Origin of the sequence: Exiguobacterium sp. s160, from assembly GCF_018617575.1 — a bacterium.
GTDB classification, from domain to species: domain Bacteria; phylum Bacillota; class Bacilli; order Exiguobacteriales; family Exiguobacteriaceae; genus Exiguobacterium; species Exiguobacterium aestuarii_A.
This window is the reverse complement of record NZ_JACSKK010000003.1, coordinates 120,457-143,856: the sequence shown is the minus strand read 5'-3', so window position 1 is coordinate 143,856 and position 23,400 is coordinate 120,457. Positions and strand designations below refer to the sequence as shown.

Below are 23,400 nucleotides of genomic sequence, written 5' to 3'. Positions count from 1 at the left end.
CCTCTTCCTTTCGTCACGTCATCATGACTCGGCTGACCGAATACACGTCTGAGATTTGTTTGATGCGCTCGACGACTTTCTGCAAGTGATTCACGTTCGGAATCGAGATCGTCATCGAGATGCGGGCTTGTTTGTTTTGGTCGCCCCGACCGCTGACGGCCACGATATTCGTATTCGTCGCCGATACTGCTTGAAGGACGTCGTTCAAGAGACCTGAACGATCATATCCCGTGATCTCGATATCGACGTTATAGTTCTTCTCTTTCGCCTGTCCGACTTCCCATTCGACGTCAAGGAGACGCTCCGGGTGTTGTTCATTGACGATGTTCAAGCAGTCTTTCCGGTGAATCGAGACCCCGCGTCCACGGGTGATGTATCCGACGATTTCATCTCCCGGGACCGGGTTACAGCAACGGCTCATACGGACGAGCATATTGTCGATCCCTTTGACCGTTACGCCCGCTTCCGTCGTTTTCTTCTTCGGTGCCTGACTGACTTTTAGTTCGCTGATCGCTTCAGAAAGTTCGAGTTTCGGCTCTTTCCGCTGTTTCTCCGTCAATTTATGTGCGACTTGAGCGGCCGTGATGCCTTGGTAACCGACAGCGGCATACATCTCTTCCTCGTTCCCGAAGTTGAACTTCTCGACGACGATACTGAGTGCCGGCTCATCGATAATCTCTTTCGGTTCAAAACCAAGCTTCTTGATTTCTGCCTCGACGAGATCTTTCCCTTTCTCGACGTTCTCTTCACGCTGTTGACGTTTGAACCATTGACGAATCTTGTTCTTCGCCTGACTCGAAACAGCGAGTTTCAACCAGTCCTTACTCGGTCCATAACTGTGCTTCGACGTGATGATTTCAATGATGTCACCCGTCTCGAGTTTGTAGTCGAGCGGGACCATCCGACCGTTCACTTTCGCACCTGTCATCCGATGGCCGATCTCCGTATGGATCCGGTAGGCGTAGTCGATCGGGACAGAGCCTTTCGGCAATTCGAATACGTCCCCTTTTGGTGTGAAGACATAGAGCATATCACTAAAGAAGTCGACTTTAAGCGACTCCATGAATTCCTCGGCATCGGTCGTATCTTTTTGAAGCTCAAGAATCTCACGAAGGTGCGCAATCTTCTCGTCAAACCCGTTCGTCGAGACGTTTTTGCCTTCTTTATACGCCCAGTGTGCCGCAATCCCGAACTCGGCGATAAAATGCATGTCTTTCGTCCGAATCTGGACTTCAAGCGGTTCACCTTTCGGACCGATCACGGTCGTATGGAGCGACTGGTACATGTTCGGCTTCGGCATGGCGATATAATCTTTGAAGCGCCCTGGCATCGGCTTGTATTGCGTATGGATGATCCCAAGTACCGCATAACAATCGCGAATCGAGTCGACGATAATGCGGACCGCCATCAAATCATAAATTTCATTGAATTCTTTTTTATGCTTCACCATCTTATTGTAGATGGAATAAATATGTTTCGGTCGACCATTCACGTCGGCATCGATATGCACTTCTTCAAGAACTCCGTTCACTTCCGTGATGACAGAAGTGACGAGCGCTTCTCGTTCCGTCCGCTTCTGTTTCATCATCGAGACGATCTTGTAGTATTGCTGCGGGTTGATATAACGTAACGAAATATCCTCGAGCTCCCACTTGATCGTCGAGATCCCCATCCGGTGTGCGAGCGGGGCAAAGATTTCTAGCGTCTCTTCGGCCTTTTGGACTTGCTTTTCTTTCGGCATATGCTGAAGTGTCCGCATGTTGTGAAGACGGTCCGCGAGTTTGATCAAGATGACGCGCACGTCTTCCGCCATCGCGATAATCATCTTCCGGTGGTTCTCGGCGAGTTCTTCTTTTTTCGACTTGTATTTAATCTTACCAAGTTTCGTGACGCCATCGACGAGCATGGCCACGTCTGGACCGAAGTCGTCCGTCAATTGCTGTAACGAAATATCCGTATCTTCGACAACATCATGTAAAAGCGCTCCGATAATCGTCGTGGCATCTAAGCCGATATCAACGAGAATACCGGCCACTTGGACCGGATGGAGGATATAGGGCTCGCCCGAACGTCGGAACTGACCGGTATGATGAAGTTTTGCGTATTCGTAAGCGCGTTTCACTTCGGCTATATCGTCGTCACCCATATACTCCCCGAGCGCGTCGAGAAGATCCTCAATACTTACGATTTGTTTTTTGGTCATAACATTCGACACCCTTTTTCTTACCGCTCCAATCGCCTCGGATTCGTCGCAGCATGGTAGTAGTTTATATACAAGATTCTCTAATTTTTATAACCATTATCGAAAAAATCTGACGACCTGTCAAAGGTTGTAGGTTATTTTCCTCAAAAACTATTCAAAAACGGGAAGCATATGCTTCCCGTTTAAACATTAGTCTTCGTATCGGATGAGTGAGAAGACGTCATATCCTTCAAGACGCTCACGTCCACCGAGTCCGTCGAGTTCGATCAGGAACCCGATTCCTGCCACAACTCCACCGAGTTGTTCAATCATTTTGATCGTCGCTTCAATCGTACCACCTGTTGCGAGCAAGTCGTCGAGGATGACTACTTGTTGTCCAGGTTGGATTGAATCTTTGTGCATCGTTAAGATGTCTGTTCCGTACTCGAGACCGTATGATACACGTACTGTCTCACGTGGTAACTTTCCTTCTTTACGTACAGGTACGAACCCGAGTTCAAGTGCATATGCTGCCGGGCAACCGACGACAAATCCGCGCGCTTCCGGTCCAGCAATCAACTCTGCTCCACGTTCACGTGCATAAGCGACGAGTTCATCTACCGATTTCTTGTAGACTTCGCCATTTTGCATGAGTGACGTGATGTCTTTGAAGCTGATTCCTTCCTTCGGGTAATCCGCTACTTCTTTAATATGCTGTTTGAAATCCATTTTATGTGTATGCCTCCTGCATCTTGTTCGATCGCAACGATTGTAACCGCTCTTTGAGCTCCGCCAATGACGCGTATACGAAACGCTCTTCGAGTTGTTGGCGCCCAATTCGGCGTTGATAGCACGGCGCCTCGGTCAAATCGCGTTTCGGTGCTTCTGGATTGACTCCAGGCAGTCCGTCTTCCATTGTAACAAGAAATTCGAGTTCAGAGAATACTTGATGCATAAATTGAATCGTATTTTTTGACCATTTTCGCTCTTTTGACAGACGAATCAGGTTTTCACGTAGATTTTTCCGTTCGCATGTCGCCATGTGTACATAATACGTTCGGAAATCCTCACGCGAAGGAAGCCGTTCAAAGAAAGAGTCACCCTGTCCGAATGCGCAATAAATCCGCTCGACGCCTTCATGGAGTTTTTCTGCGAGAATATCTTCATCGTCAGGCAAATCGAGCAGGACGACGAAACGATTGAGTGGCTCGTCTCCCTCATGGAGCGGGTAGTCTTCGGTTGTTCCCTGGAACGACAAGAACGACGTATGTTCTTTCGGTAAGTCCTTCAGCTCTTGTACCGATTTTTTCTTCCCGCGATAGTCGAACACTTGGAAGTCATCGACGCGTAAGTCTTGAATCATGAGTTGAGGCTTTCGCATCCCGTTCCATTCATTCACTTGAAGACTGCCCATCACCGAGATGTGGGCCATCTGTGAGATTTCCGAGACGACATGTCCGAAACCGAAGCCGATGCCGTCGAGTTCACGCTTGTCTCCGGCGAGCTGTACTTTCAAATGTGTCGCATCACGTCCGATTTGACGAATGTCGCGCAGTTTCGCATCTGCGACGACGACGCGTGGAGACGGGTTGCCCATCCCGAACGGTGCCAGTTTCGCAATCTCTGAAATCAAATCGAGCGAGACGTCATTGACCGTCAGCTTCAAATCGACGTTGACCCGCGGCACGAATACGTCATCTGGAATCCCATCTGCTTGGCGATTCAGTCGTTCGCGCAGTTCGGCGACGTTCTCGGACTGAAGCGTCATCCCAGCAGCGGCCGGATGCCCCCCGAAGTGCGGCAAAATGTCTTCATTTTTCGAGAGTTCTTTAAATAGGTCAAACCCATCAATCGAGCGACCCGATCCTTTCGCCTTTCCCGTCTCCGGGTCGTGGCAAAGGAGAATGACCGGACGATAGTACGCCTCGACGAGACGAGAGGCGACGATCCCGACGACTCCCGGGTTCCACTTCTCACTCGCGACGACGAGCACACGGTCCTCGGTCATCGATGCTTCGACGAGTTCTTTCGCTTCAGCCGTAATCGTTTTGACGATGTCTTGACGTTCTTTATTCTGCTTATCGAGCTGTTTCGCAAGTTCGAGCGCTTCTTCGACGTGTTCGGCAAGGAGCATTTGCAGCGCCGGCATCGCTGAATCGAGACGTCCCGCCGCATTGATCCGTGGACCGAACGCGAAACCGACCGATTCTTCGTTTAACACGCTATCACCGAGACCACACACTTCACGTAATGCTAAAATGCCAGGTCGTTTCGAGGCTTCGAGTGCCGCGATTCCTTTTTTCGCGAGCAATCGGTTCTCACCGTCGAGTGGGACGAGGTCAGCAATCGTTCCGAGGACGGCCAAATCAAGGAGTTCCTCTGGCATTCTTCCTAAAACGGCATGCGCCACTTTGAGGGCGACCCCCGCACCGGCGAGTTTATCGTATGGATATCTCGGGTCGATGTGCGGGTGGATGATGGCATACGCGTCTGGGAGTGTCTCCTTCGGTTCGTGGTGGTCGGTGATGATCAAATCGACACCAAGGTCTTTTAACAGTGTCGCTTCTTCAATCCCTGAGATTCCACAGTCCACTGTGATCACCAAGGTGAACCCTTCGTTCGCTGCCCATTGGAACGCTTCCTTGTTCGGTCCATACCCTTCCGTGAAACGGTTTGGGATATAGCACTCGGCCATGACACCGATTTCGGTCAAGGCGTGCCACATGACCGAAGAGGCACTGACACCATCGACATCATAGTCGCCATAGATGAGTACCATCTCCCCGTCGTCTGCAGCCTGCTTGATCCGGGATACGACTTTTTCCATTTGTTCAAACAAATACGGGTCATGAAAGACGAGTTCTTCCTCGGCATACAAAAATGCCTTGGCCGCTTCTACATCCTGATGTCCACGCTGAACAAGCAACGTCGCGAGTTGTGCTGATATATTTAATTCGTTTTGTAAACGTGTGACATCGTCCGGGTTCGTTTCCGGGTAGAGCCACTGTTTCTTCGAATGGTACATGTCCTTCACTCCAATCAATTGTAGATTATAGCAGACCACGTGAAAGATGTGCCGTCTTGACATTTAAAAAGGTCTCCCGTTTGAAGGGAGACCCACTTGTTACGCCTCTGTGACCGGCGTATCTTTTTTCTTGTTGATGGTCGTGCGTTTGATGAGGAGCCACAAGTACGATGCGATGAAGATGGATGAGTACATCCCCATGAAGAGTCCGATAATCAATGCGAGCGAGAAGCTGCGAATCGACTCGGCACCGAACACGTACAAGGCGATCGCCGTCACGAGTACCGTGATGACGGTGTTGACCGAACGGACAATCGTCTCTTGAATCGATTTGTTGATGATCGACTCATAGACGTCCATCGAACGAATCTTCCGTTCTTTTTCATACGACGTGATGTTCTCCCGCACGCGGTCGAACGTAACAATCGTATCGTTGACGGAATAACCGATAATCGTCAGAATCGCTGCGATGAAGTACAAGTTGACTTCAATCCCAAAGAGTGAGAATGCGACGATCATGAAGAAGGCATCGTGTAACATCGCCACCACTGTCGCAACCGCATAGGAGAACTGGAAACGGACCGTGATGTACAGGATGATCCCGATCGACGCAACGGCTACCGCATACAAGGCGTTTTTCGCCAAGTCACGACCGACCTGAGCCGACACGGTGCTGATGTTCGGGTCGTTGCCGAACTGCTCCGTGAACGCCGTCTTGACGCTTGCGACTTCTTCTTGACCTAGTTGTCCGACGAACGTGACATATGCCAAACGTCCTTCATCTGCATATTGGACACTCGAAATCTCTTGGTCGATGCCTGCGTCATTGAACGCTTGCGTGAACTCTTCTTGCGAGACACGTTCTTCCGTTAATACCTCGACACGTGTTCCTGAGGCGAAGTCAATTCCAAGGTTCAATCCCCGGAAGAACAAGAGACCGATTCCGAGAACGACGATTGCCGTCGAAACCAAGAACATCGTGCGCATATGTTTGACGTAATTCCATTCAGTAAGCTTAAAGTTCACGGATTTCACTCTCCTTCACACCAAACCATCCTTTACGTTTGTCGAACAGACGACTTGAGACAAGGAGGTGCATCAAATAACGTGAGATGAATACGTTCGAGATGAACGTCATCCCGATTGAAATCATGAGCATGACGGCGAACCCTTTGACCGAGCTTTGTCCAAAGTAGAACAAGACCGCAGCCGAGATGAGCGTCGTCAAGTTGGCATCAATGATCGTACTGAGGGAACGACGGTTACCGGCACGGAATGCCGACAAGACCGACTTCCCAGAGCGGAGCTCATCTTTGATTCGTTCCGCCGTGATGATGTTCGCATCGACCGCCATCCCGACCCCGAGGACAAGTGCCGCAATCCCTGGGAGCGTCAAGACCGCATTGATTCCATTGAAGAACAACATGATCAAGTTAATATACAGTACAAGCGTGATGATCGACACGAGTCCAGGTAGACGATAGAAGAACAACATGAAGATGAACACGGCAATGATCCCGATTGAAGCGGCAAATACCGTCTCTTCTAATGCGTCTTGACCGAACTGAGCCGATACCGACGTCGAGTAGATCTCGTCAAGTTTGACCGGGAGTGCCCCTGCGTTCAAGATGTCGGCAAGGCGTTGTCCGCTCTCCGCATCAATCCCACCACCAGAGATAATCGCTTTATCTGACAAAATCGGACCATTAACAGAAGCATCCGAAACGATTTTCGAGTTTTCTTTTTGAATCTCTTCTTCGTATGTGTCACCTTCTTCGTAATCGAGCCAGATGACGAGACGGTTCTCAGGAGCCGGACGTTGTGAGATTTCAGACGTCACTTCGCCGAACTGATCGGCCGATTGAAGTGTCAACTCAACGACTGGTTGCCCTTGCTGATTGTAGCTAAGTGCCGCACCACGAGGCGCCAAGTCTTTCCCGTCGAGCAAGACGTTGTCGTTCACGTCACGGAACGTCAATTGCGCCGTTGACGAGATGACTTCGCGCGCTTCGTTTTGGTTCGATACGCCGGCAAGCTGGACACGGATTCGATTGTTCTCTTCGATTCGAACGTCCGGTTCGGAAACCCCGAGGACGTTGATTCGGTTGTTGATGGCGCGAACGGTTGCATTCATCGCCGACTCGTCGATGACGTCGCCGTCTTCGAGCGGTTGTACTTCATACAAAACTTCGAATCCACCTTTTAAGTCGAGTCCGAGGTTCGTGTTCTTGACGACCCAAGGTGTCGAGAACACAGCGAGCAGGATTGTCGCAATCATGATGATCGCGAAAATCGCAATGTTGCCTTTTTTGTACATACGACTATTTCCTTTCTAAACCACTGTTCTTTATATAACTTCTCTCGTTAACATTACAAATTTTCTAAACATTTATCAATCATTTTCCTAAAATTGTAACGTCTATTCACGGAAATGTAGCGTTAATTTGCGTACGAGACTAAATGTTGCACAAGGGCAAAACTTCATGTATGATGTAGCTAACATCACAACATCAAAGGAGTCTTACCACATGGACAGCACAATTATTTTTGCGTTCCTCCTCACCTTGTTCGCAGGTCTTGCGACAGGGATCGGGAGTATGATCGCATTCTTTGCGAAACGAACGAACACGGCTTTCTTGTCCATCTCTCTCGGATTTTCAGGCGGTGTCATGATTTACGTATCCTTTATTGAGATCTTCCCAAAGGCGCTTGAAGAACTTGTCGGTGCACACGGGGAGTATACTGGAACGATTTACACCGTCCTCGCGTTCTTCGGGGGAATGTTCTTGATCGGTATGATCGATAAGTTCATCCCGAAAATGGAGAACCCGCACGAGGTCAAGTTCGTTGAATCGATGCAGAACGATCCGTCAACGCAAGAGTTGGCAACGACAGCAACAAATGAAGCGGCTCCAATCAATCATCCTGAGACACAAAGTCGCCTAAAGAAAATGGGAATCTTCATGGCACTCGCCATTGGGATTCACAACTTCCCGGAAGGACTTGCGACGTTCATCTCAGCGCTTGATGACCCAGCCGTCGGCGTGGCCATTGCCATTGCCATCGCGCTGCATAACATTCCAGAAGGGATCGCCGTCTCTGTGCCGATTTATTATGCGACCGGTTCACGGAAAAAGGCGTTCAAGCTTTCGATGTTATCCGGTCTTGCAGAGCCTGCCGGAGCAGCCATCGGATTTTTACTCCTCATGCCGTTCTTGAGCGACACGGTATTTGGTCTCTTGTTCGCGGCAGTCGGTGGGATCATGGTCTTCATCTCGCTCGACGAGTTGCTTCCTGCAGCCCGTGAATATGGGCATGCCCACCATTCAATGTACGGAATGGTCGCCGGAATGATCGTCATGGCGACAAGTCTGATCCTATTAATGTAACGAGTAATGCCCTGACGCGAGGCGTCAGGGCATTTGTCATGTCGTCTTAAACACATGGACGACATCTTTTAATTCAGACGACATATGGCTCATCGTTTCGGCGATGCTGTTGATTTCTTGGATGGCCGCGAGTTGTTCCTCGACATTGGCCCCCGCCTCTTCGACGCTTCGTTGTGTCGAGACGGCGTTCGTGGACATATCCTCGACCGAAACGGCAACTTCTGTCGTATTGGCACTGACTTCTTCTGTCGCCGCGGCAATCTCACTCATCTGACGCGACGTCTCTTCGATGACCGATACAATCTCACGGAACGCCGAGGCGACTTCACCCATCTGTGATACCCCACTCTCGACATGCACGCTCGATTCTTCGAACGCCGTCTCGACTTGCTCCGTGTCGCGCTGGATGTCACGGACGACAGTCTGAATTTGAATGGCAGATTGCTTCGACTCCTCGGCAAGCTTTCTCACTTCTGCCGCGACGACCGCGAACCCTTTCCCATGTTCACCCGCACGTGCCGCCTCGATGGCCGCATTGAGCGCAAGCAAGTTCGTCTGTTCCGTGATGGCCGTGATCGAACGCGTAATCTTCTCAATCTCAAGCGACTGATTCGAAAGACGGGTCACCATCTGTTGCGTGAGCTCATTGGCGCGACGAATCTCTTGCATTCGTTTCTCAGCTAATTGAACGGTCTCAAGTCCACCGTTTGCTGCTTCAAGTGTATGAATCGTCTGTTCGTTCACTCCTTGTGACGCTGCAGCAATCTGGTTCAACCCATCGACCGCTTGATTGACGCCAATCGTCCCTTCTTCCGCTCGTTTAGACGACCCTTGGGCCGCCACATTCATGTCTTCAAACAAACGAGAGACACCTTGAGTCGTTGTCGCCACGTGGTCCGTACTCGCATACAGTTCTTCTGAATAGGCAGTGACTTTCTCTGAAGCCTCGCCAACTCGACGAATCAATCCGACGAGGTTATGTTTCATCTCATTGAAAGCCGTGACAAGATCTCCGAGCTCATCGTTTGAGGCGACCTCAATATCTTCGCCCGTCAAATCCCCGCCCGCCATAATTCGCGCTTGACGACCGAGTCGGTTGATCGGTTTTAAGAAGAGGCGTTGTAAGGCAAGCAAGGACAGGATTCCGATCACGACACCGACGACGCTGATGACAAGCATCCAGAGGATTGAACTCTCCGCTTCGGCTTGTACAGCTTTCGTCTCGGATGCGAGGAGTTCACCTTTGTATTCGACAAGGTCTGTCACTGTCATCCGAACACGGTCCGTTGTCGGCGTCACGCTCGTATTGAGGACCGTCTTATACCCAATCTCATCTTGTTGCTGGCGAAGTTCGATTGCACGATTCATCTCACGGTCCAACAACTCGTTAAATTTCTCCAAATCCCCCAACCAAGATAAAATCTTCTCATCTGAAGAGGATTCCTTCAGTGAAGCCATCAACTCGTCACGCTGCTCCTGAACACTTTGCAGACTGATGAGTGTTTTCGGATTGGCAACGAGCATATAGTAGTTCAAATAACGTTCTGCATCGGTCACCGCAAGCGACAGATTTTCAGCCAACAGCATTTCCTGTGTTCCCTCGTTCAGCACCCGGTCATATGCAGCAGTCGATTGTCTCAGTTGATATGAACCAAGCGCTCCGACAAGGACGAGCGCGATAATTGTGGGAACTAGCGCGATCGACATTCGTCTTCTGAGAGAAGAACGCCCTTTCTGTTTTGTACCGCTCCGCTTCCATGTCCACCCTTTCCACTTCTTCATCGGTCGTACCAATCGTTTCACGTCCATGTCATCCGTTCTCCTTCATCTCGAATTTCTTCTCAATTTGACATTAATGCAAACGTTTTCATGAATCAAATCGATTTTTCGAAATGAGGTGGATGAATCACCTAATTGACATACTTTGTCAAAAAACAGTCGCTTTTCTATTTAAAAAAAAGCGTCCGACCATAATGGTCAGACGCTTACTTGCTTATTCCTCAAATGAGGCATTCGCTTTTTTCACGACTTCCGCAACTGCGCTTCGGTTGAAACGGAGAAGCGATTGATCGCATTTCAAAACGACATGTGTGTCTTCGATTTGATGAACGACGCCGTGTAAACCGCCGATTGTGACAACGCTGTCGCCACGCTCGAGGGCGTTTTGCATCGCTTGTACTTCTTTTTGGCGTTTCGTCTGTGGACGAATCAACAAGAAGTAAAATACGACGAAAATCAAGATCATTGGTAATAACGCAACGATTGTTTCCATGAGTAACATTCACCCTTTCCTTCAATATCAGGTTCATTATACCGTGAAACTGAAGCATTGTCACACAATGTCCGACACGTTTCCTTAGAAATTCTTCGCATTCGGCTTGTTGTAGCCGTATTCTTCGAAGAACTCTTCTTTGAAATCGAGCAAACGGTCTTCGCGAATCGCTTGACGAACCTGCTCCATCAACTTCACGAGGAAGTGAAGGTTGTGTGTCGTACATAAGTGAAGGCCGAACATCTCGTCCGCACGAATCAAGTGATGGACATACGCACGTGAGTAGTTCTTACACGTGTTGCAGTCACACTTCTCATCGATCGGGCCGAAATCCGTCTTATACTTCGCTTGCTTGATCGTGACGCGACCTTTCGATGTCATAAGCGTCCCGTTCCGTGCAATCCGTGTCGGGAGGACGCAGTCAAACATATCGATTCCACGAATCGACCCTTCAATCAACGCGTCTGGCGAACCGACACCCATCAAATAACGTGGTTTGTTTTCCGGCATGAGCGGCGTCGTGAACTCGAGGGCACGATACATGACGTCTTTCGGTTCACCGACCGAGAGACCGCCGACCGCATATCCTGGGAAATCGAGTGAGACGAGATCTTGTGCGCTTTGACGACGAAGATCCTCATATTCCCCACCTTGAATGATCCCGAAGAGCGCTTGGTCTTCTGGACGCTCGTGTGCCTCAAGGCAACGTTCTGCCCAGCGGCTCGTGCGTTCGACCGACTTCTTCATGTATTCATGTGTCGCCGGATAAGGTGGGCACTCATCGAATGCCATCATGATATCCGACCCGAGTGCGTTTTGAATCTCCATCGCCTTTTCCGGTGACAAGAACAACTTGTCGCCGTTCAAGTGGTTACGGAAATGGACGCCTTCTTCTTGAATGTTTCGAAGATCGGCAAGCGAGAACACTTGGAAGCCACCTGAGTCCGTGAGAATCGCGCCGTCCCAGTTCATGAACTTATGAAGCCCGCCAGCTTGTTTGATGACCTCATGCCCCGGACGAACCCATAGGTGGTACGTGTTCGACAAGATGATGTTCGCACCCATCGCCTTGACCTGTTCTGGTGCCATCGTCTTGACGCTCGCTTGCGTCCCGACCGGCATGAAGACTGGTGTCTCGAACGACCCGTGCGGCGTATGGACGATTCCGTGCCGCGCTCCGGTCTGTTTACATGTGTGAATGTGTTCGTATGTGACTGCGTGTTTTGTCATTTTGTTACTTCCTTCCTCGTGATGAGCATCGCGTCTCCAAAACTGAAGAAGCGGTATCGTTCTGCGACCGCAGTCCGATAAGCGTGTAAGATGATGTCGCGCGTCGCGAATGCAGAGACGAGCATGACGAGTGTCGATTTAGGCAAGTGGAAGTTCGTGATCAATCCATCGATTGCCTTCAACTCGACACCAGGGTAGATAAAGATATCCGTCCAGCCCGATGACTCGACGAAGTCCCCATGGTCTCGCATGATCGTTTCGAGCGTTCGTGTCGATGTCGTACCGACCGCAAAGATGCGACCTCCGTTCGACCGGACATCTCGGAGCGCTTCAGCCGATTGAGCTGACAACTCGAAATATTCGCTATGCATCGTATGTTCTTCAATCGAATCAGCCGTCACCGGACGGAACGTACCGAGACCGACGTGAAGCGTGAGCGGGATCAATCGAACCCCTTTCGCCTTCGCTGCCTCGAGCAGCTCTTCCGTGAAATGGAGACCTGCTGTCGGAGCGGCTGCACTGCCTCGTTCCCGCGCATAGACCGTCTGATAACGATCCTGGTCATCGAGTTGTTCACGGATGTACGGTGGGAGTGGCATCGTTCCGAGCTCGTCTAAAATCTCGTAGAAGATGCCGTCGTAGTCGAACTTGAAGCGACGTCCACCTTCCGGGAGTTCCTCAACGCATTCCGCGCGGAGAAGTCCGTCACCAAATTCGACAATGGAACCGACACGAACTTTTTTCGCCGGTTTGACGAGCGCTTCCCATACGTCGTCTTCCGTCTGTTTCAATAAGAGCAGTTCCACTTTCCCGCCTGTCTCTTGTTTCGCTCCGAAGAGACGAGCCGGTAAGACGCGCGAATCGTTGACGACGAGCGCATCTCCCTCGTTCAAGTAGTCGAGCACGTCACGGAAATGACGATGCTCGATGTCTCCTGTCTCACGGTCCAATACGAGCAGACGCGAGCTCGTCCGATCAAGCAATGGGACCTGGGCAATCAACTCTTCTGGCAATTCAAAATCATAATCGTTTACGTTCAATTGAATGTCTTGCATACCTTACTCCTCTTCCTCTTCATAACCAAAATGCGACTTGGCAAACTGTGTGATCATCCGTCCTCGCGGCGTCCGCTGCAAGAACCCTTGTTGTAATAAATATGGCTCGTAGACGTCTTCGATCGTCTGAGCATCCTCACCGATTGTTGCGGCGAGCGTCTCGAGTCCGACCGGTCCACCTCCGAATCGCTCCACCATGGCCCGAAGCAATCGATGGTCGACTTCATCGAGTCCGAGTGCATCGACGTGTAGACGGTCGAGCGCATCGGATGCGAGAACTGGATCGATTTCTTTCGTGCCGGCCACCTGCGCGAAGTCACGGACTCGGCGCAAGAGACGATTGGCGATCCGCGGTGTCCCTCGCGAGCGCTTCGCAATCGCGCCACTCGCCTCAGGTGAGATGGAGAGGCGGAACAGCTGGGCCGTCCGACTGACAATCGCCGCGAGTTCGTGTGGCTCATAGTATTCAAGTTTCAGTGTGACCCCGAAACGGTCCCGAAGCGGCGCCGATAACATCCCGGCCCGCGTCGTCGCCCCGACGAGTGTGAACGGTGGCAAATCGATGCGTACGCTTCGCGCCATCTCACCTTGTCCATAGACGATATCGAGACAGTAGTCTTCCATCGCCGGATAGAGAATCTCTTCAATCGTCCGACTCAACCGGTGAATCTCATCGATAAATAAGACGTCACCCGGCTCAAGTGTCGAGAGGATCGCGGCCAAATCACCTGGTCGTTCAATCGCCGGTCCGGCGGTCGTTTTGATGCCGACGCCCATCTCGTTAGCGATAATTTGCGCAAGCGTCGTCTTCCCGAGTCCCGGTGGTCCATACAATAGGACGTGGTCGAGTGTCTCACTGCGAAGTTTAGCGGCCTGAATGAAGACCGACAAATTACCTTTCGCCTTTTCCTGCCCGATATATTGCTCGAAGCGCTGCGGACGTAAGCTCCACTCTTCAGAGTCTTCATATTGCTGATGAGATTGTGACAACAATCGTTCGTCCATAGCTTCCTCCTTATTTCAATAACAGCTGTAGCGCGCGTTTTATGTACGCGTCGGTCGTCAAGATCTCGCCGCTCAATGCTTTGCGGACTTTCGCGATCTCTCGTTCAGAATATCCGAGGGCGACGAGCGCCTCACACGCCTCGTCTAGTTCTGATGCACCTTGTGCGAACAATCCTTCGTTTGGCACATAATCCGGTGCAAGTTCGGATAACTTCCCTTTCAAGTCGAGTGCCATCTGTTTGGCCGTCTTCTTCCCGACTCCCGGGAACTTCGTCAAATACTTCTCATTCTCGGTTTCAATCGCATCAATCAACGCGTCGATATCTCCAGAGGCGACGATTGCGAGTGCCCCCTTCGGTCCGATGCCGCTCACGCTAAGGAGTTTATTAAAGAGCTCCCGTTCCCGGCGTGACCGGAAACCGTATAGCGTCTGTTGATCTTCACGGACGTAATGATGCGTAAACACGATTACATGTTCGTCTTGTTCACGATAAAAAAACGGGTTAGGCACATGTACTTTGTAGCCGACGCCCGAGACATCTAACGTTATATATTCCGCACACACATAGGCGACGGGTCCTTTTACGAATTCAATCACGGTGTAATCTCCTTTTCGGTCGGAAAAACTGCATTTATTGTACCATAACGAGCGATATGAAAAAAGGACAGGCGTTTGCCTGTCCTCAGCTTGTTGACAAATAACATGTTCGAACTCGTCCTTCCGGCGCCCACGCTTTCCGCAGGCAATCCCGGAGCCGCATCGCGACCTAGGTCGCTGCTGGGTCTCCGTCGGATTGCTTTCCTGCAGGAGTCGGGGCGCCGTCGGGCGAGCAACGCAAACGGTCGTCATCTGGCGGCCGTTTGTCTTTTTCTAAGGCCCCGACGGCCGAAGAAAAAGCTCGGTACTTACTTCGAATCGATGTATTAGGGGAAAGGGAAAACGCCGAGCCCGCCCGTCATCGATCCCGAGATCATCCTCCTCGGGCCGCCGTTCAACATCCGTTCCGTTCGTCAGACCGTGAAGGATGGATGGTGTCGACTTGTTGATTATCAGATCCGCCCCCTGTGTGTTCTTCTCACACCATTATGTGGGATGAAGGACAAAAGGTGACCAAGAACGGGCAGGCGAGACTCCTGAGGGAATAACAAGCAAAGGGAGACCCAGCAGTGACGCAGTCGCGATGCGGCTCCCTGCTTGCCCCTAGGAAAGCGAGCCATGTCCGGATTGGGCATAAAAAAGACATTAGACCTATACTTTGTCTACAGTCTGAGGACAGGCGTTTGCCTGTCCTGAAGCGATTACCGTGCGAGCATACGTTCAAGTGCACGTTTCGACCACTCTGTCGTCTCAGCATCGACGCGAATGATGTTCACAGGGTCCGTCTCGAGCGACTCGAGCGCCCAGAGGAGATGTTGCAAGTCGATTCGGTTCATCGTCAGACATGGACACATGAACGGGTTCAACGAGACGATATCGAGATGCGGGTACGTCGCCGCCAATCGGTTCACGAGGTTCATCTCCGTCCCGACCGCCCATTTTGTCCCGGGTTCACTCGCATCAATCTTGTCGATGATATACGACGTCGATCCGGCCTCGTCGGCTGCCTGCACGACATCAAACGTACATTCTGGATGGACGATGATGCGACGATCCGGTTCGCGCTCACGGAACGATTGAATTTGCGAGACCGTAAATTTCTCATGGACAGAACAATGCCCTTTCCAAAGAATGACCCGAATCTGTTCGAGGTCTCCTTCTGCCACTAGTTCTTCGCGGAGCGGATCCCAGACGGCCATCGCCTCGAGCGGGATGCCGAGGTCATACGCCGTATTCCGTCCGAGATGCTGGTCGGGAAGGAACAAAATCCGCTCTCCTGCCTCAAGCGCCCAGCGGACGATCTCATGTGCGTTCGACGATGTGACGGTCGCCCCGCCATGACGTCCGACGAAAGCCTTGATGGCCGCCGTTGAATTGACGTATGTAATCGGGATAATCCCTTCCCCGAACTGCTCCGTCAACTCTTCCCACGCAATCTCTGTCTGATCGATATCAGCCATGTCTGCCATGGAGCAACCGGCCCGCATATCAGGCAAGACGACAATCTGGTCGTCGCGTGTCAACATGTCTGCTGTCTCCGCCATGAAATGCACGCCACAGAAGACGATGAATTCCGCTTCGCTCATCTGTTCCGCGAGGCGCGCGAGCTGGAGCGAATCCCCTGTCGCGTCCGCGAATTGGACGACCTCGTCTTTTTGATAGTGATGCGCCGGTAAGAAGAGACGTGTCCCGAGCCGGTCTTTGACCGCCTGAATCCGTGTCTCCATTTCCTCCACTGACAGATTAGCGTACGTCGGTGGGAGTGTTCCGAGTAGTTGCATGTTTCATTCCTCCTTGTAAATTCATACTGCAGTCGAGCGCCCGTACCGAGTGGGTCAACTGACCGAGTGAGATGACATCGATGCGAATTCCTTGATAGTCGGCAATCGTGTCGAGCGTGATGCCGCCAGACACTTCGATCGTGATATGGTCCGGAATATGCTGGACCCATTCTCGCAGTTCATCCGGCGTCCGATTATCGAGCATCACAATATCCGGATTCGCTTGAACGGCTTCTAAGAGCTGGGCGAACGATTCGACCTCGACTTCAATCGGGGTCGTATGACCGACTCTAGAACGTGCGGCGTGAATGGCTTCTGTCACACCGCCGAGTGCGACGATATGGTTGTCTTTGATCATGACGGCATCGTCGAGGCGGAGTCGATGGTTGTAGCCGCCACCGATACGAACGGCATACTTCTCAAGCATGCGAAGTCCCGGTGTCGTTTTCCGCGTATCCGTGACATGAATCGAGTCGTCATCGAGCGCATCGACACATTGACGTGTCATCGTCGCAATCCCGCTCACACGCTGAATCACATTCAATAAGACACGTTCCGTCTCTAACAGGACACGAGTCTTCCCTTTCAAGACGATCAGTTCATCGCCAGGGGCAATCCGACTCCCGTCATCTTGGCAATCCACCAATTCGAGTTGTTGCATTCTAGCAAGTTCTTGAACGATTGGCTTCCCGCAGAAGACGCCTTCCTCTTTTGCAATGATGGTCGCGACTGACTTGTCCTGTTCATCGATCAGTTCACTTGATAGATCGCCATATCCGATATCCTCAATCAGAAACTGTCGTAGCTGTTCGCGTAGATAAATCGTGTTCATCGTACCTCTCCATTTCGAGGATGCTTTGCGCGATGAGACGCGCCGCATCGAGTTGTAAAGTTTGTTCACTTAATTGTCTTGTCACGTGTTTCGTCATGGTCAACGTTTGGGTATTTTGTAAGAAACATTTTATTTCGTCATGATTCGGTGAAATCGTCATCCACTTGCCGATTTGATGACGGAGCGCACGGAACGTGTCAGGTGAGATGTCATACGCCATCACATCGCTCGTCGCAAAGCCTCTGTCCTTCACTTGAATCGCCTCGGCGACACGTTTTCCGAACACCCAGCATTCCAAGAGTGAATTCGAGGCCAGTCGATTCGTCCCGTGTACACCTGCTTCCGCCACTTCTCCGACGGCATACAAACCGTCGACGTCCGTTCGACCCTCGTCATCCACTTCGATTCCGCCCATATGAAAATGGAGCCCTGGGCGAACGGGAATTTGGCGAAGGTCGATGCCTAACTTGTCACACGTCGTTGCGAGTTTTGGGAACCGTTCACGTAGTCGTGTCACACCAGTCGTATCGAGAAAGATGGGTTCTAATCGGTCTGTTAAGACACGGGCCACCACGTCTCGAGGGGCGAGACTCCCAAGTGGGTGATGCGCCATCACATCGTTTCCGTATGGATTGACGAGCCTCGCACCGGCACCACGGAGCGCCTCGGTGACGAGATGAGGTTCCTCGGCGGCCAACAAAGTCGGGTGAAATTGGATTCGCTGTAAGTTCGTCAGTTTGGCCCCGCATCGATTTGCCAAGACGAGACCGTCACCGGTCACCGTCTGCGCGTTTGAGGTCCAATCGACAAGTCCACCGATTCCGCCGGTCGCGAGAACGACGGCACCTGCCTCGATGTGTAGCCATTTTTCTTTCTGAAACGCCATCGCACCGACGACTCGTCCTTCCTTCATCACAAGGTCATGGACGAGGACGTGTTCGAGTATGTTCACGTTGTCCGGTAAAGACTGACGCAAGTGCCGCATGACATGTCGACCAGTCTCGTCACCTCCGGCATGAAAAATACGATGCAACCGATGAGCCCCTTCCCGTCCGAGGGTATACCCTTTCTCGTCACGATCGAAGCGGACACCGAACCGTTCCATCTCTTCAATCGCTCGACGTCCTTCTTCCACGAGAATGTCGACGCGTTCTGAGCACGATGTCTGATTCGAAGCAAGCATCGTGTCTTCTTTATGTGCCTCACTCGTCTCCTCGAGATACGAGCTCGCAATCCCTCCTTGTGCCAAATCGGAGTTCGTCGACGTCGCCTCCCCTTTGGAGACGAGGAGGACAGAGAATGAGGATGGCACATGTAGCGCCGTCGCGACGGCGGCAAGTCCTGTTCCAATAATCAAAATGTCGGTTTTCTCTATCTGTAAAGACACCTGTATATCACCTGTTTTTCATATGTAATGTTGACTTGTAAACTAGTTTCGCATAATTTTGTGTAGAAGACAACATGAGAAAAGGGGAGTCCATGATGAACCGCTACTTCGACTACGCCGCTACACATCCTATGACACATGCAGCATTAGACCATTACGTGGCTATGGCCAAAAACGTTTATGGGAACCCATCATCACTCCACGCGCACGGATATATGGCTGAAGATTATTTGACAGAGGCACGGCGACTACTTAAACAAGCACTCGGACTCGACGTCTTACGTGGGAAGTTATTGTTTACCGGAAGTGGTTCTGAAAGTAACTACATCGCACTGACGAGCCTACGGAAGCGCATGAAAGGGAAAGAAGTGATCACGTCCTGGCACGAACATGATTCAGTCGCCCTTTTGCTTGAAGAATGGGAACGCGAAGGGGTCATCGTCCATCGCTTGAAATTGAAAGACGGAAAGTTTGATTTGGAGACGTTCACGCACTTACTTGACCGTGACATCGGACTCGTCACGCTCCAACACGTCAATTCCGACACGGGATGGGTGTTGCCGCTCCATCACATCCAATGTCTCCTAAAATATAAAAAGATTCTCTTTCACGTGGACGGGGTACAGGCACTAGGGAAAATCCCGATTTCTGTGGAAGGAATCGACGCCTACTCGTTCAGCGCCCATAAGGTCGGTGGACCAAAAGGGATCGGCGCCCTCTATATGGAACGCTTGATTCCCCCACCTTACTATCCAGGTCATCACCAATACGGGATTCGTCCGGGTACGATCGATGTTCCAGGAATCAGCGCCTTCGTCAAAGCGCTCGGGGAACGTCAGGATCAACTGACACGTTTTCAGAGAAATTTCATGGCGTTTCGTGCTATCTTGAAAGAGAAGACGTCAGCGTATGTCCATTGGCTCGAGTTTGACGAACAAAGTCCCGCTATCTTTTCCTTCGTATCCCATCAACGCGACGGACAATGGTGGATGACCGAGCTCGACGATCTCGGGTTCCAAGTATCCGCCGGGTCAGCATGTCGCGCCGGTCAGAACGGACCGAACCGCATGCTCGAAGCACTCGGATATGAGACGAGCGCCTGCCACGGACTCGTCCGCATTTCCTTCGGCGCGCAAACGACCGTCGAAGACACATCGGCCCTCGCCGATGCCATCGTCACTTTAGCAAGGAGAGTCGAACATCATGAACAAACGTTTAGCCGGTGAAGAACGCCGTCGCACTTTACTTCAACTGATCGAATCGAGCAATGAACCGATCACTGGATCTGAACTGGCAAGGCACGTATCCGTCAGTCGCCAGGTCATCGTCCAAGACTTGTCGCTCTTAAAAGCGAAAGGTCACCAAATCGTCGCCACCGCGCGCGGTTATGTTTATTTGCACGGCGACTTCACCCCGTCTACCTATTCAAAAAAAGTAGCTTGCCGCCATACGGCAGAGGAGATGGAGGCAGAGATGAACGCCATCGTCGATGAAGGGGTCACCATCAAAGACGTCATCATCGACCACCCTGTTTACGGATCCATCACGGGACAGCTCATGGTGAAGAGTCGACGTGACGTCCGCGCCTTCCTCGAACGGGTCAAGGCACACGGGGCCTCACCGCTCTCGCAATTGACCGGAGGATTACATGTCCATACACTTGAAGCCGATCATCAGGAAGCGATTGATGCCGCGGTGAAAGAGCTTGACCGACTCGGTATTCTCGTATCCGAATTAGATTGAAGAGATGTCACGAATATGTGACATCTCTTCTTTTTCTTTTCAGTCATGTCCGTTATACTGATGGATGGAACAAGTTTCCTGCAATCACCTTGAAAGGAGGTCTCGTCATGAACGTCCTCGAGCACATGCTCGCCGTATGTGGTGTCTTCAGCATTCCTCTCGGCATCTTCATCCAATTCATCCCGAACGAACTCGTTCTCGCATATGGCGGCTTTCTCGTCGATTCGCATGACGCGTCTTTCTTCCTGATGTTCCTACTGGCGTGGGTTTCCTTCACGCTCAGTCAGATCGGTCTTTACTGGATCGGTCGATATGGTGGGCGTCCCGTCGCCTTGAAGCTGTATCGTTACTTCCGGATTCGGCAAGACAAGCAACTGCGGGCCGAGCGCTGGTTTGAGAAGTACGGGGCATGGATCGTCTGTCTCAGCCTGTTCTGGCGCCAGCTGTTCGCAGTCAGTGCCGGCGTGATGCGCCTGTCGTTCCGAAAGTTCTTGTCGGTGACGACACTCATTTTTGCCGTCTGGTCATTCATCTTCATTCATGTCGGGATGATGCTCGGCAACAACTGGCGGATGATTGGCCACTTCATGGACGACATCCTGCCCTTCCTGGCGCTCGCCATCGGAATTTTTCTCGTTGTCCGTCATCTTCGTCAGCATCCGAAACACGTGAAAGAATCAGCGTAACTTGCGCTGATTCTTTTTTTGTCAGAAAGGGAAACGCTCACATCTGTCGAATAAGAATCATGTAAGCGAATCGCGGTCACACAAACAAGACATCGCACAACGAAAAAGGAGGAATCACCATGTTCCATCGCCGTAAAACGTATACGATTCGACCTGAACGCCTGCAAGAATTCACCGACTTCTTCCATACATACATCTATCCGATTCAAGCGTCCCATGGCGCCCGACTCGTCGGACGCTGGGTGACCGAGGACAAGTCGGAGGTCATGGCACTATGGGAATACCGAGACCGTGAACACTATGAACAAGTCGAACGGGATTACCGCGGCAGTACGTTACGACGGGACGCCATGAAACAGCGGGCCCGCCTCGGAAAAGACCTGTATATCAAGTCGAGCGAAGAGTTCATGATGCCGACCGGTCACTATACGCCACCACGTGCGATCGTCTGTGTGACAGCGTATATTACGAACGAAGCAGGTGAGGTCCTACTCGTTAAAAATATGCATCGAAACGACTCCTTCGAGATGCCGGGCGGACAGGTGGAAGAACACGAGTCACTTGTCGACGCCATCCACCGTGAAGTGGACGAAGAGACCGGCGTGAAAATTGAGGTCGAAGGCATCACGGGAATCTATCAAAACGTGTCGTCCCGCGTCCTCTGCGTCACGTTCCGTGCAAAATATGTATCCGGGGACCTCAGACCACAAGCCGGGGAAACACAGGAAGTCGGATTCTACAAAGTCGACTCGCGTAACGTCGGTGACTATATTAAACGGGAGCACTTCCAGATGCGCTTCCTCGATGCAATCGATCCTGTGTATATGCCATACGCCATCTATAAAGTACGTCCATACGAATTGATTGAGCGCATCGAGCGCCAATCGGTGTAACGCAAAAAGGGATGATCCGCTACGCGCGAATCATCCCTTTTCTTTATGCTTCTTCTTGTAGGTCTTCTTGCTGTGATTGTCCAGTCTCCACTAACAGTTTCCGGACACGGCGTTTTTCCACGTGGAGAACGGTGAATGTCATGTCTTGATACGTGACTTGTGCACCTTTCTCCGGAATGTCGCCGAGTAATTCAACGAACCAACCGCCCATCGTGTTGGAATCGACGTCTGGTTCCGCAATCCCCATCTCTTCCGCGAATTCATCGACGTTCATGTCAGCCATACACTCGTAGACCCCTTCACGGAGACGTCGGAGATAGACGACGGATTCGTCGTGCTCATCCCAGATGTCGCCGACGAGTTCTTCAAGCATGTCTTCTAACGTGATGAGACCCGCCGTGCCCCCGAATTCATCGAGGACGACAGCCATGTGAGATTGCTTCTGTTGGAGAATCGGAAGTAGTTCAATCAATTTCGTCTGTGGTGACACGTACGTGAGCGGTCGGATGAGCGAACGGACATCCGTCACTTCATCCTTCATCATCGAACGTAAGAAGTCACGTTCTGACAAGACACCGATGACGTTGTCAATCGAGTCTTTGTAGACCGGCAAACGCGAATGTCCACCACTGAAAATCGTGTCTTTGATTTCATCGAGCGAATCGTCGATGTCGACTGCCAAAATATCGATTCGCGGCGTCAAGACGTCATCGACGGTAATATCGTTGAAAGCGAAGGCGCTATGGACGAGCTCAGCTTCCGTCTCACCAAGCACACCTTCCTCTTCTCCCATATCGACGAGCACTTTCAACTCTTCTTCCGTGACTGACGGCTCCTTGTCTTTCATCCCGATCATCCGAAGCGTCAACTTCTTCAAACCAGTGAAGATCATCGTCACCGGTTTGAGGATCTTGACGAGGAAGACGAGAATTCCGCTGATAAGAAGCGAATACTTCTCCGCAAACTCTTTAGCGAGCGACTTCGGTAAAATCTCACCAAAGATCAAAATGATGACCGTCGTCGCGAACGTCGACACGAGAAGACCCGTACCGCCACTAAAAATCGACGTGGCGATCGCCGTTGATACCGTTGCCGAACCGATGTTGACGATGTTGTTCCCGACGAGGATCGTCGAGAGCGTATCGTCAAAGCGGTCGACGAGACTGAGGACGCGTTTGGCGGCTTTGTCGCCGTCTTCTGCCATCCGAATCATCCGAACACGGTTTACACTTGAAAGCGCCGTTTCTGCTGATGAGAAAAACGCTGACAACATGATGAGAACTACATATAGAATTAAACTTGACGAGGGCACAGGGTCCACG

18 protein-coding genes and 1 pseudogene are annotated in these 23,400 nt (G+C 51.3%); 5 read left to right on the top strand and 14 right to left on the bottom strand.

Annotation, left to right across the window (positions count from 1 at the left end; all coding sequences use genetic code 11):
• Nucleotides 1-13: 13 nt before the first annotated feature.
• From KNO86_RS09065 to secD, 4 genes and pseudogenes are all read right to left on the bottom strand, one after another.
• The gene (locus KNO86_RS09065) at nt 14-2,203 is read right to left on the bottom strand and encodes a RelA/SpoT family protein (RefSeq protein ID WP_211781458.1); all 2,190 of its coding nucleotides are present in this window, start codon (nt 2,201-2,203) and stop codon (nt 14-16) included.
• A 189-nt stretch (nt 2,204-2,392) separates the two neighbouring features.
• Complete coding sequence (locus KNO86_RS09060) at nt 2,393-2,911, bottom strand: adenine phosphoribosyltransferase (protein WP_015881175.1); 519 nt, start codon at nt 2,909-2,911, stop codon at nt 2,393-2,395.
• A 1-nt stretch (nt 2,912) separates the two neighbouring features.
• Nucleotides 2,913-5,207 (bottom strand): single-stranded-DNA-specific exonuclease RecJ, encoded by a 2,295-nt coding sequence (gene recJ, locus KNO86_RS09055; RefSeq protein ID WP_214695391.1) that lies wholly within the window; start codon nt 5,205-5,207, stop codon nt 2,913-2,915.
• 99 nt (nt 5,208-5,306) lie between these two features.
• A pseudogene (gene secD, locus KNO86_RS14870) lies at nt 5,307-7,524 on the bottom strand (protein translocase subunit SecD).
• A 211-nt stretch (nt 7,525-7,735) separates the two neighbouring features.
• Here secD and zupT point away from each other — a divergent pair.
• Nucleotides 7,736-8,596, top strand: a complete 861-nt coding sequence (gene zupT, locus KNO86_RS09040) for a zinc transporter ZupT (protein ID WP_214695368.1) — start codon at nt 7,736-7,738, stop codon at nt 8,594-8,596.
• Between the two features lie 36 nt (nt 8,597-8,632).
• Here the strand turns inward: zupT and KNO86_RS09035 are convergent, their stop codons facing one another.
• The 9 genes from KNO86_RS09035 to KNO86_RS08995 all read right to left on the bottom strand — a co-directional run bounded on the left by KNO86_RS09035 (nt 8,633) and on the right by KNO86_RS08995 (nt 18,756).
• Entirely contained in the window at nt 8,633-10,405 is a 1,773-nt protein-coding gene (locus KNO86_RS09035) for a methyl-accepting chemotaxis protein (protein ID WP_214695366.1), read from the bottom strand.
• Nucleotides 10,406-10,589: 184 nt separating this feature from the next.
• Nucleotides 10,590-10,868: a preprotein translocase subunit YajC gene (gene yajC, locus KNO86_RS09030; RefSeq protein ID WP_031421435.1), complete on the bottom strand. Its 279-nt coding sequence runs from the start codon at nt 10,866-10,868 to the stop codon at nt 10,590-10,592.
• An 84-nt stretch (nt 10,869-10,952) separates the two neighbouring features.
• Entirely contained in the window at nt 10,953-12,098 is a 1,146-nt protein-coding gene (gene tgt / locus KNO86_RS09025; protein WP_015881169.1) for a tRNA guanosine(34) transglycosylase Tgt, read from the bottom strand.
• Nucleotides 12,095-13,138 (bottom strand): tRNA preQ1(34) S-adenosylmethionine ribosyltransferase-isomerase QueA, encoded by a 1,044-nt coding sequence (gene queA / locus KNO86_RS09020; RefSeq protein ID WP_214695614.1) that lies wholly within the window; start codon nt 13,136-13,138, stop codon nt 12,095-12,097. The genes tgt and queA overlap by 4 nt, the downstream gene beginning before the upstream one ends.
• An 18-nt stretch (nt 13,139-13,156) precedes the next feature.
• Nucleotides 13,157-14,158 carry a Holliday junction branch migration DNA helicase RuvB gene (gene ruvB, locus KNO86_RS09015; RefSeq protein WP_214695364.1) on the bottom strand — a complete coding sequence of 334 codons (1,002 nt, stop codon included), beginning with the start codon at nt 14,156-14,158 and terminating at the stop codon, nt 13,157-13,159.
• 10 nt (nt 14,159-14,168) lie between these two features.
• A complete protein-coding gene (gene ruvA, locus KNO86_RS09010; protein WP_015881166.1) occupies nt 14,169-14,756 on the bottom strand; it encodes a Holliday junction branch migration protein RuvA in 588 nt (195 codons plus the stop codon).
• A gap of 701 nt (nt 14,757-15,457) precedes the next feature.
• Nucleotides 15,458-16,537: a quinolinate synthase NadA gene (gene nadA, locus KNO86_RS09005; protein WP_214695362.1), complete on the bottom strand. Its 1,080-nt coding sequence runs from the start codon at nt 16,535-16,537 to the stop codon at nt 15,458-15,460.
• Complete coding sequence (gene nadC / locus KNO86_RS09000; protein ID WP_214695360.1) at nt 16,500-17,369, bottom strand: carboxylating nicotinate-nucleotide diphosphorylase; 870 nt, start codon at nt 17,367-17,369, stop codon at nt 16,500-16,502. The genes nadA and nadC overlap by 38 nt, the downstream gene beginning before the upstream one ends.
• On the bottom strand, nt 17,323-18,756 hold the full coding sequence (locus KNO86_RS08995; RefSeq protein WP_214695358.1) for an L-aspartate oxidase: 1,434 nt from the start codon (nt 18,754-18,756) through the stop codon (nt 17,323-17,325). Before KNO86_RS08995 ends, nadC begins: the two co-directional genes overlap by 47 nt.
• 95 nt (nt 18,757-18,851) lie before the next feature.
• Here KNO86_RS08995 and KNO86_RS08990 point away from each other — a divergent pair, with 95 nt between their 5' ends.
• From KNO86_RS08990 to KNO86_RS08975, 4 genes are all read left to right on the top strand, one after another.
• Nucleotides 18,852-19,982 carry a cysteine desulfurase family protein gene (locus tag KNO86_RS08990; RefSeq protein WP_214695356.1) on the top strand — a complete coding sequence of 377 codons (1,131 nt, stop codon included), beginning with the start codon at nt 18,852-18,854 and terminating at the stop codon, nt 19,980-19,982.
• Complete coding sequence (locus tag KNO86_RS08985) at nt 19,960-20,499, top strand: transcription repressor NadR (protein ID WP_214695354.1); 540 nt, start codon at nt 19,960-19,962, stop codon at nt 20,497-20,499. Before KNO86_RS08990 ends, KNO86_RS08985 begins: the two co-directional genes overlap by 23 nt.
• Before the next feature lie 107 nt (nt 20,500-20,606).
• Nucleotides 20,607-21,185 carry a DedA family protein gene (locus tag KNO86_RS08980; RefSeq protein ID WP_214695352.1) on the top strand — a complete coding sequence of 193 codons (579 nt, stop codon included), beginning with the start codon at nt 20,607-20,609 and terminating at the stop codon, nt 21,183-21,185.
• A 119-nt stretch (nt 21,186-21,304) separates the two neighbouring features.
• Entirely contained in the window at nt 21,305-22,078 is a 774-nt protein-coding gene (locus KNO86_RS08975) for an NUDIX domain-containing protein (RefSeq protein ID WP_214695345.1), read from the top strand.
• Between the two features lie 43 nt (nt 22,079-22,121).
• On the opposite strand, the gene KNO86_RS08970 is transcribed toward KNO86_RS08975, so the two are convergent.
• On the bottom strand, nt 22,122-23,390 hold the full coding sequence (locus KNO86_RS08970) for a hemolysin family protein (RefSeq protein ID WP_353047394.1): 1,269 nt from the start codon (nt 23,388-23,390) through the stop codon (nt 22,122-22,124).
• Between the last annotated feature and the right edge of the window lie 10 nt (nt 23,391-23,400).

Bases quoted from the DNA above. Each gene is read 5' to 3' on its own strand.
- KNO86_RS09065 (WP_211781458.1), bottom strand. From the start codon at position 2,203: ATGACCAAAAAACAAATCGTAAGTATTGAGGATCTTCTCGACGCGCTC.
- KNO86_RS09060 (WP_015881175.1), bottom strand. From the start codon at position 2,911: ATGGATTTCAAACAGCATATTAAAGAAGTAGCGGATTACCCGAAGGAA.
- recJ (WP_214695391.1), bottom strand. From the start codon at position 5,207: ATGTACCATTCGAAGAAACAGTGGCTCTACCCGGAAACGAACCCGGAC.
- zupT (WP_214695368.1), top strand. From the start codon at position 7,736: ATGGACAGCACAATTATTTTTGCGTTCCTCCTCACCTTGTTCGCAGGT.
- KNO86_RS09035 (WP_214695366.1), bottom strand. From the start codon at position 10,405: ATGGACGTGAAACGATTGGTACGACCGATGAAGAAGTGGAAAGGGTGG.
- yajC (WP_031421435.1), bottom strand. From the start codon at position 10,868: ATGGAAACAATCGTTGCGTTATTACCAATGATCTTGATTTTCGTCGTA.
- tgt (WP_015881169.1), bottom strand. From the start codon at position 12,098: ATGACAAAACACGCAGTCACATACGAACACATTCACACATGTAAACAG.
- ruvB (WP_214695364.1), bottom strand. From the start codon at position 14,158: ATGGACGAACGATTGTTGTCACAATCTCATCAGCAATATGAAGACTCT.
- nadA (WP_214695362.1), bottom strand. From the start codon at position 16,537: ATGCAACTACTCGGAACACTCCCACCGACGTACGCTAATCTGTCAGTG.
- nadC (WP_214695360.1), bottom strand. From the start codon at position 17,369: ATGAACACGATTTATCTACGCGAACAGCTACGACAGTTTCTGATTGAG.
- KNO86_RS08990 (WP_214695356.1), top strand. From the start codon at position 18,852: ATGAACCGCTACTTCGACTACGCCGCTACACATCCTATGACACATGCA.
- KNO86_RS08985 (WP_214695354.1), top strand. From the start codon at position 19,960: ATGAACAAACGTTTAGCCGGTGAAGAACGCCGTCGCACTTTACTTCAA.
- KNO86_RS08980 (WP_214695352.1), top strand. From the start codon at position 20,607: ATGAACGTCCTCGAGCACATGCTCGCCGTATGTGGTGTCTTCAGCATT.
- KNO86_RS08975 (WP_214695345.1), top strand. From the start codon at position 21,305: ATGTTCCATCGCCGTAAAACGTATACGATTCGACCTGAACGCCTGCAA.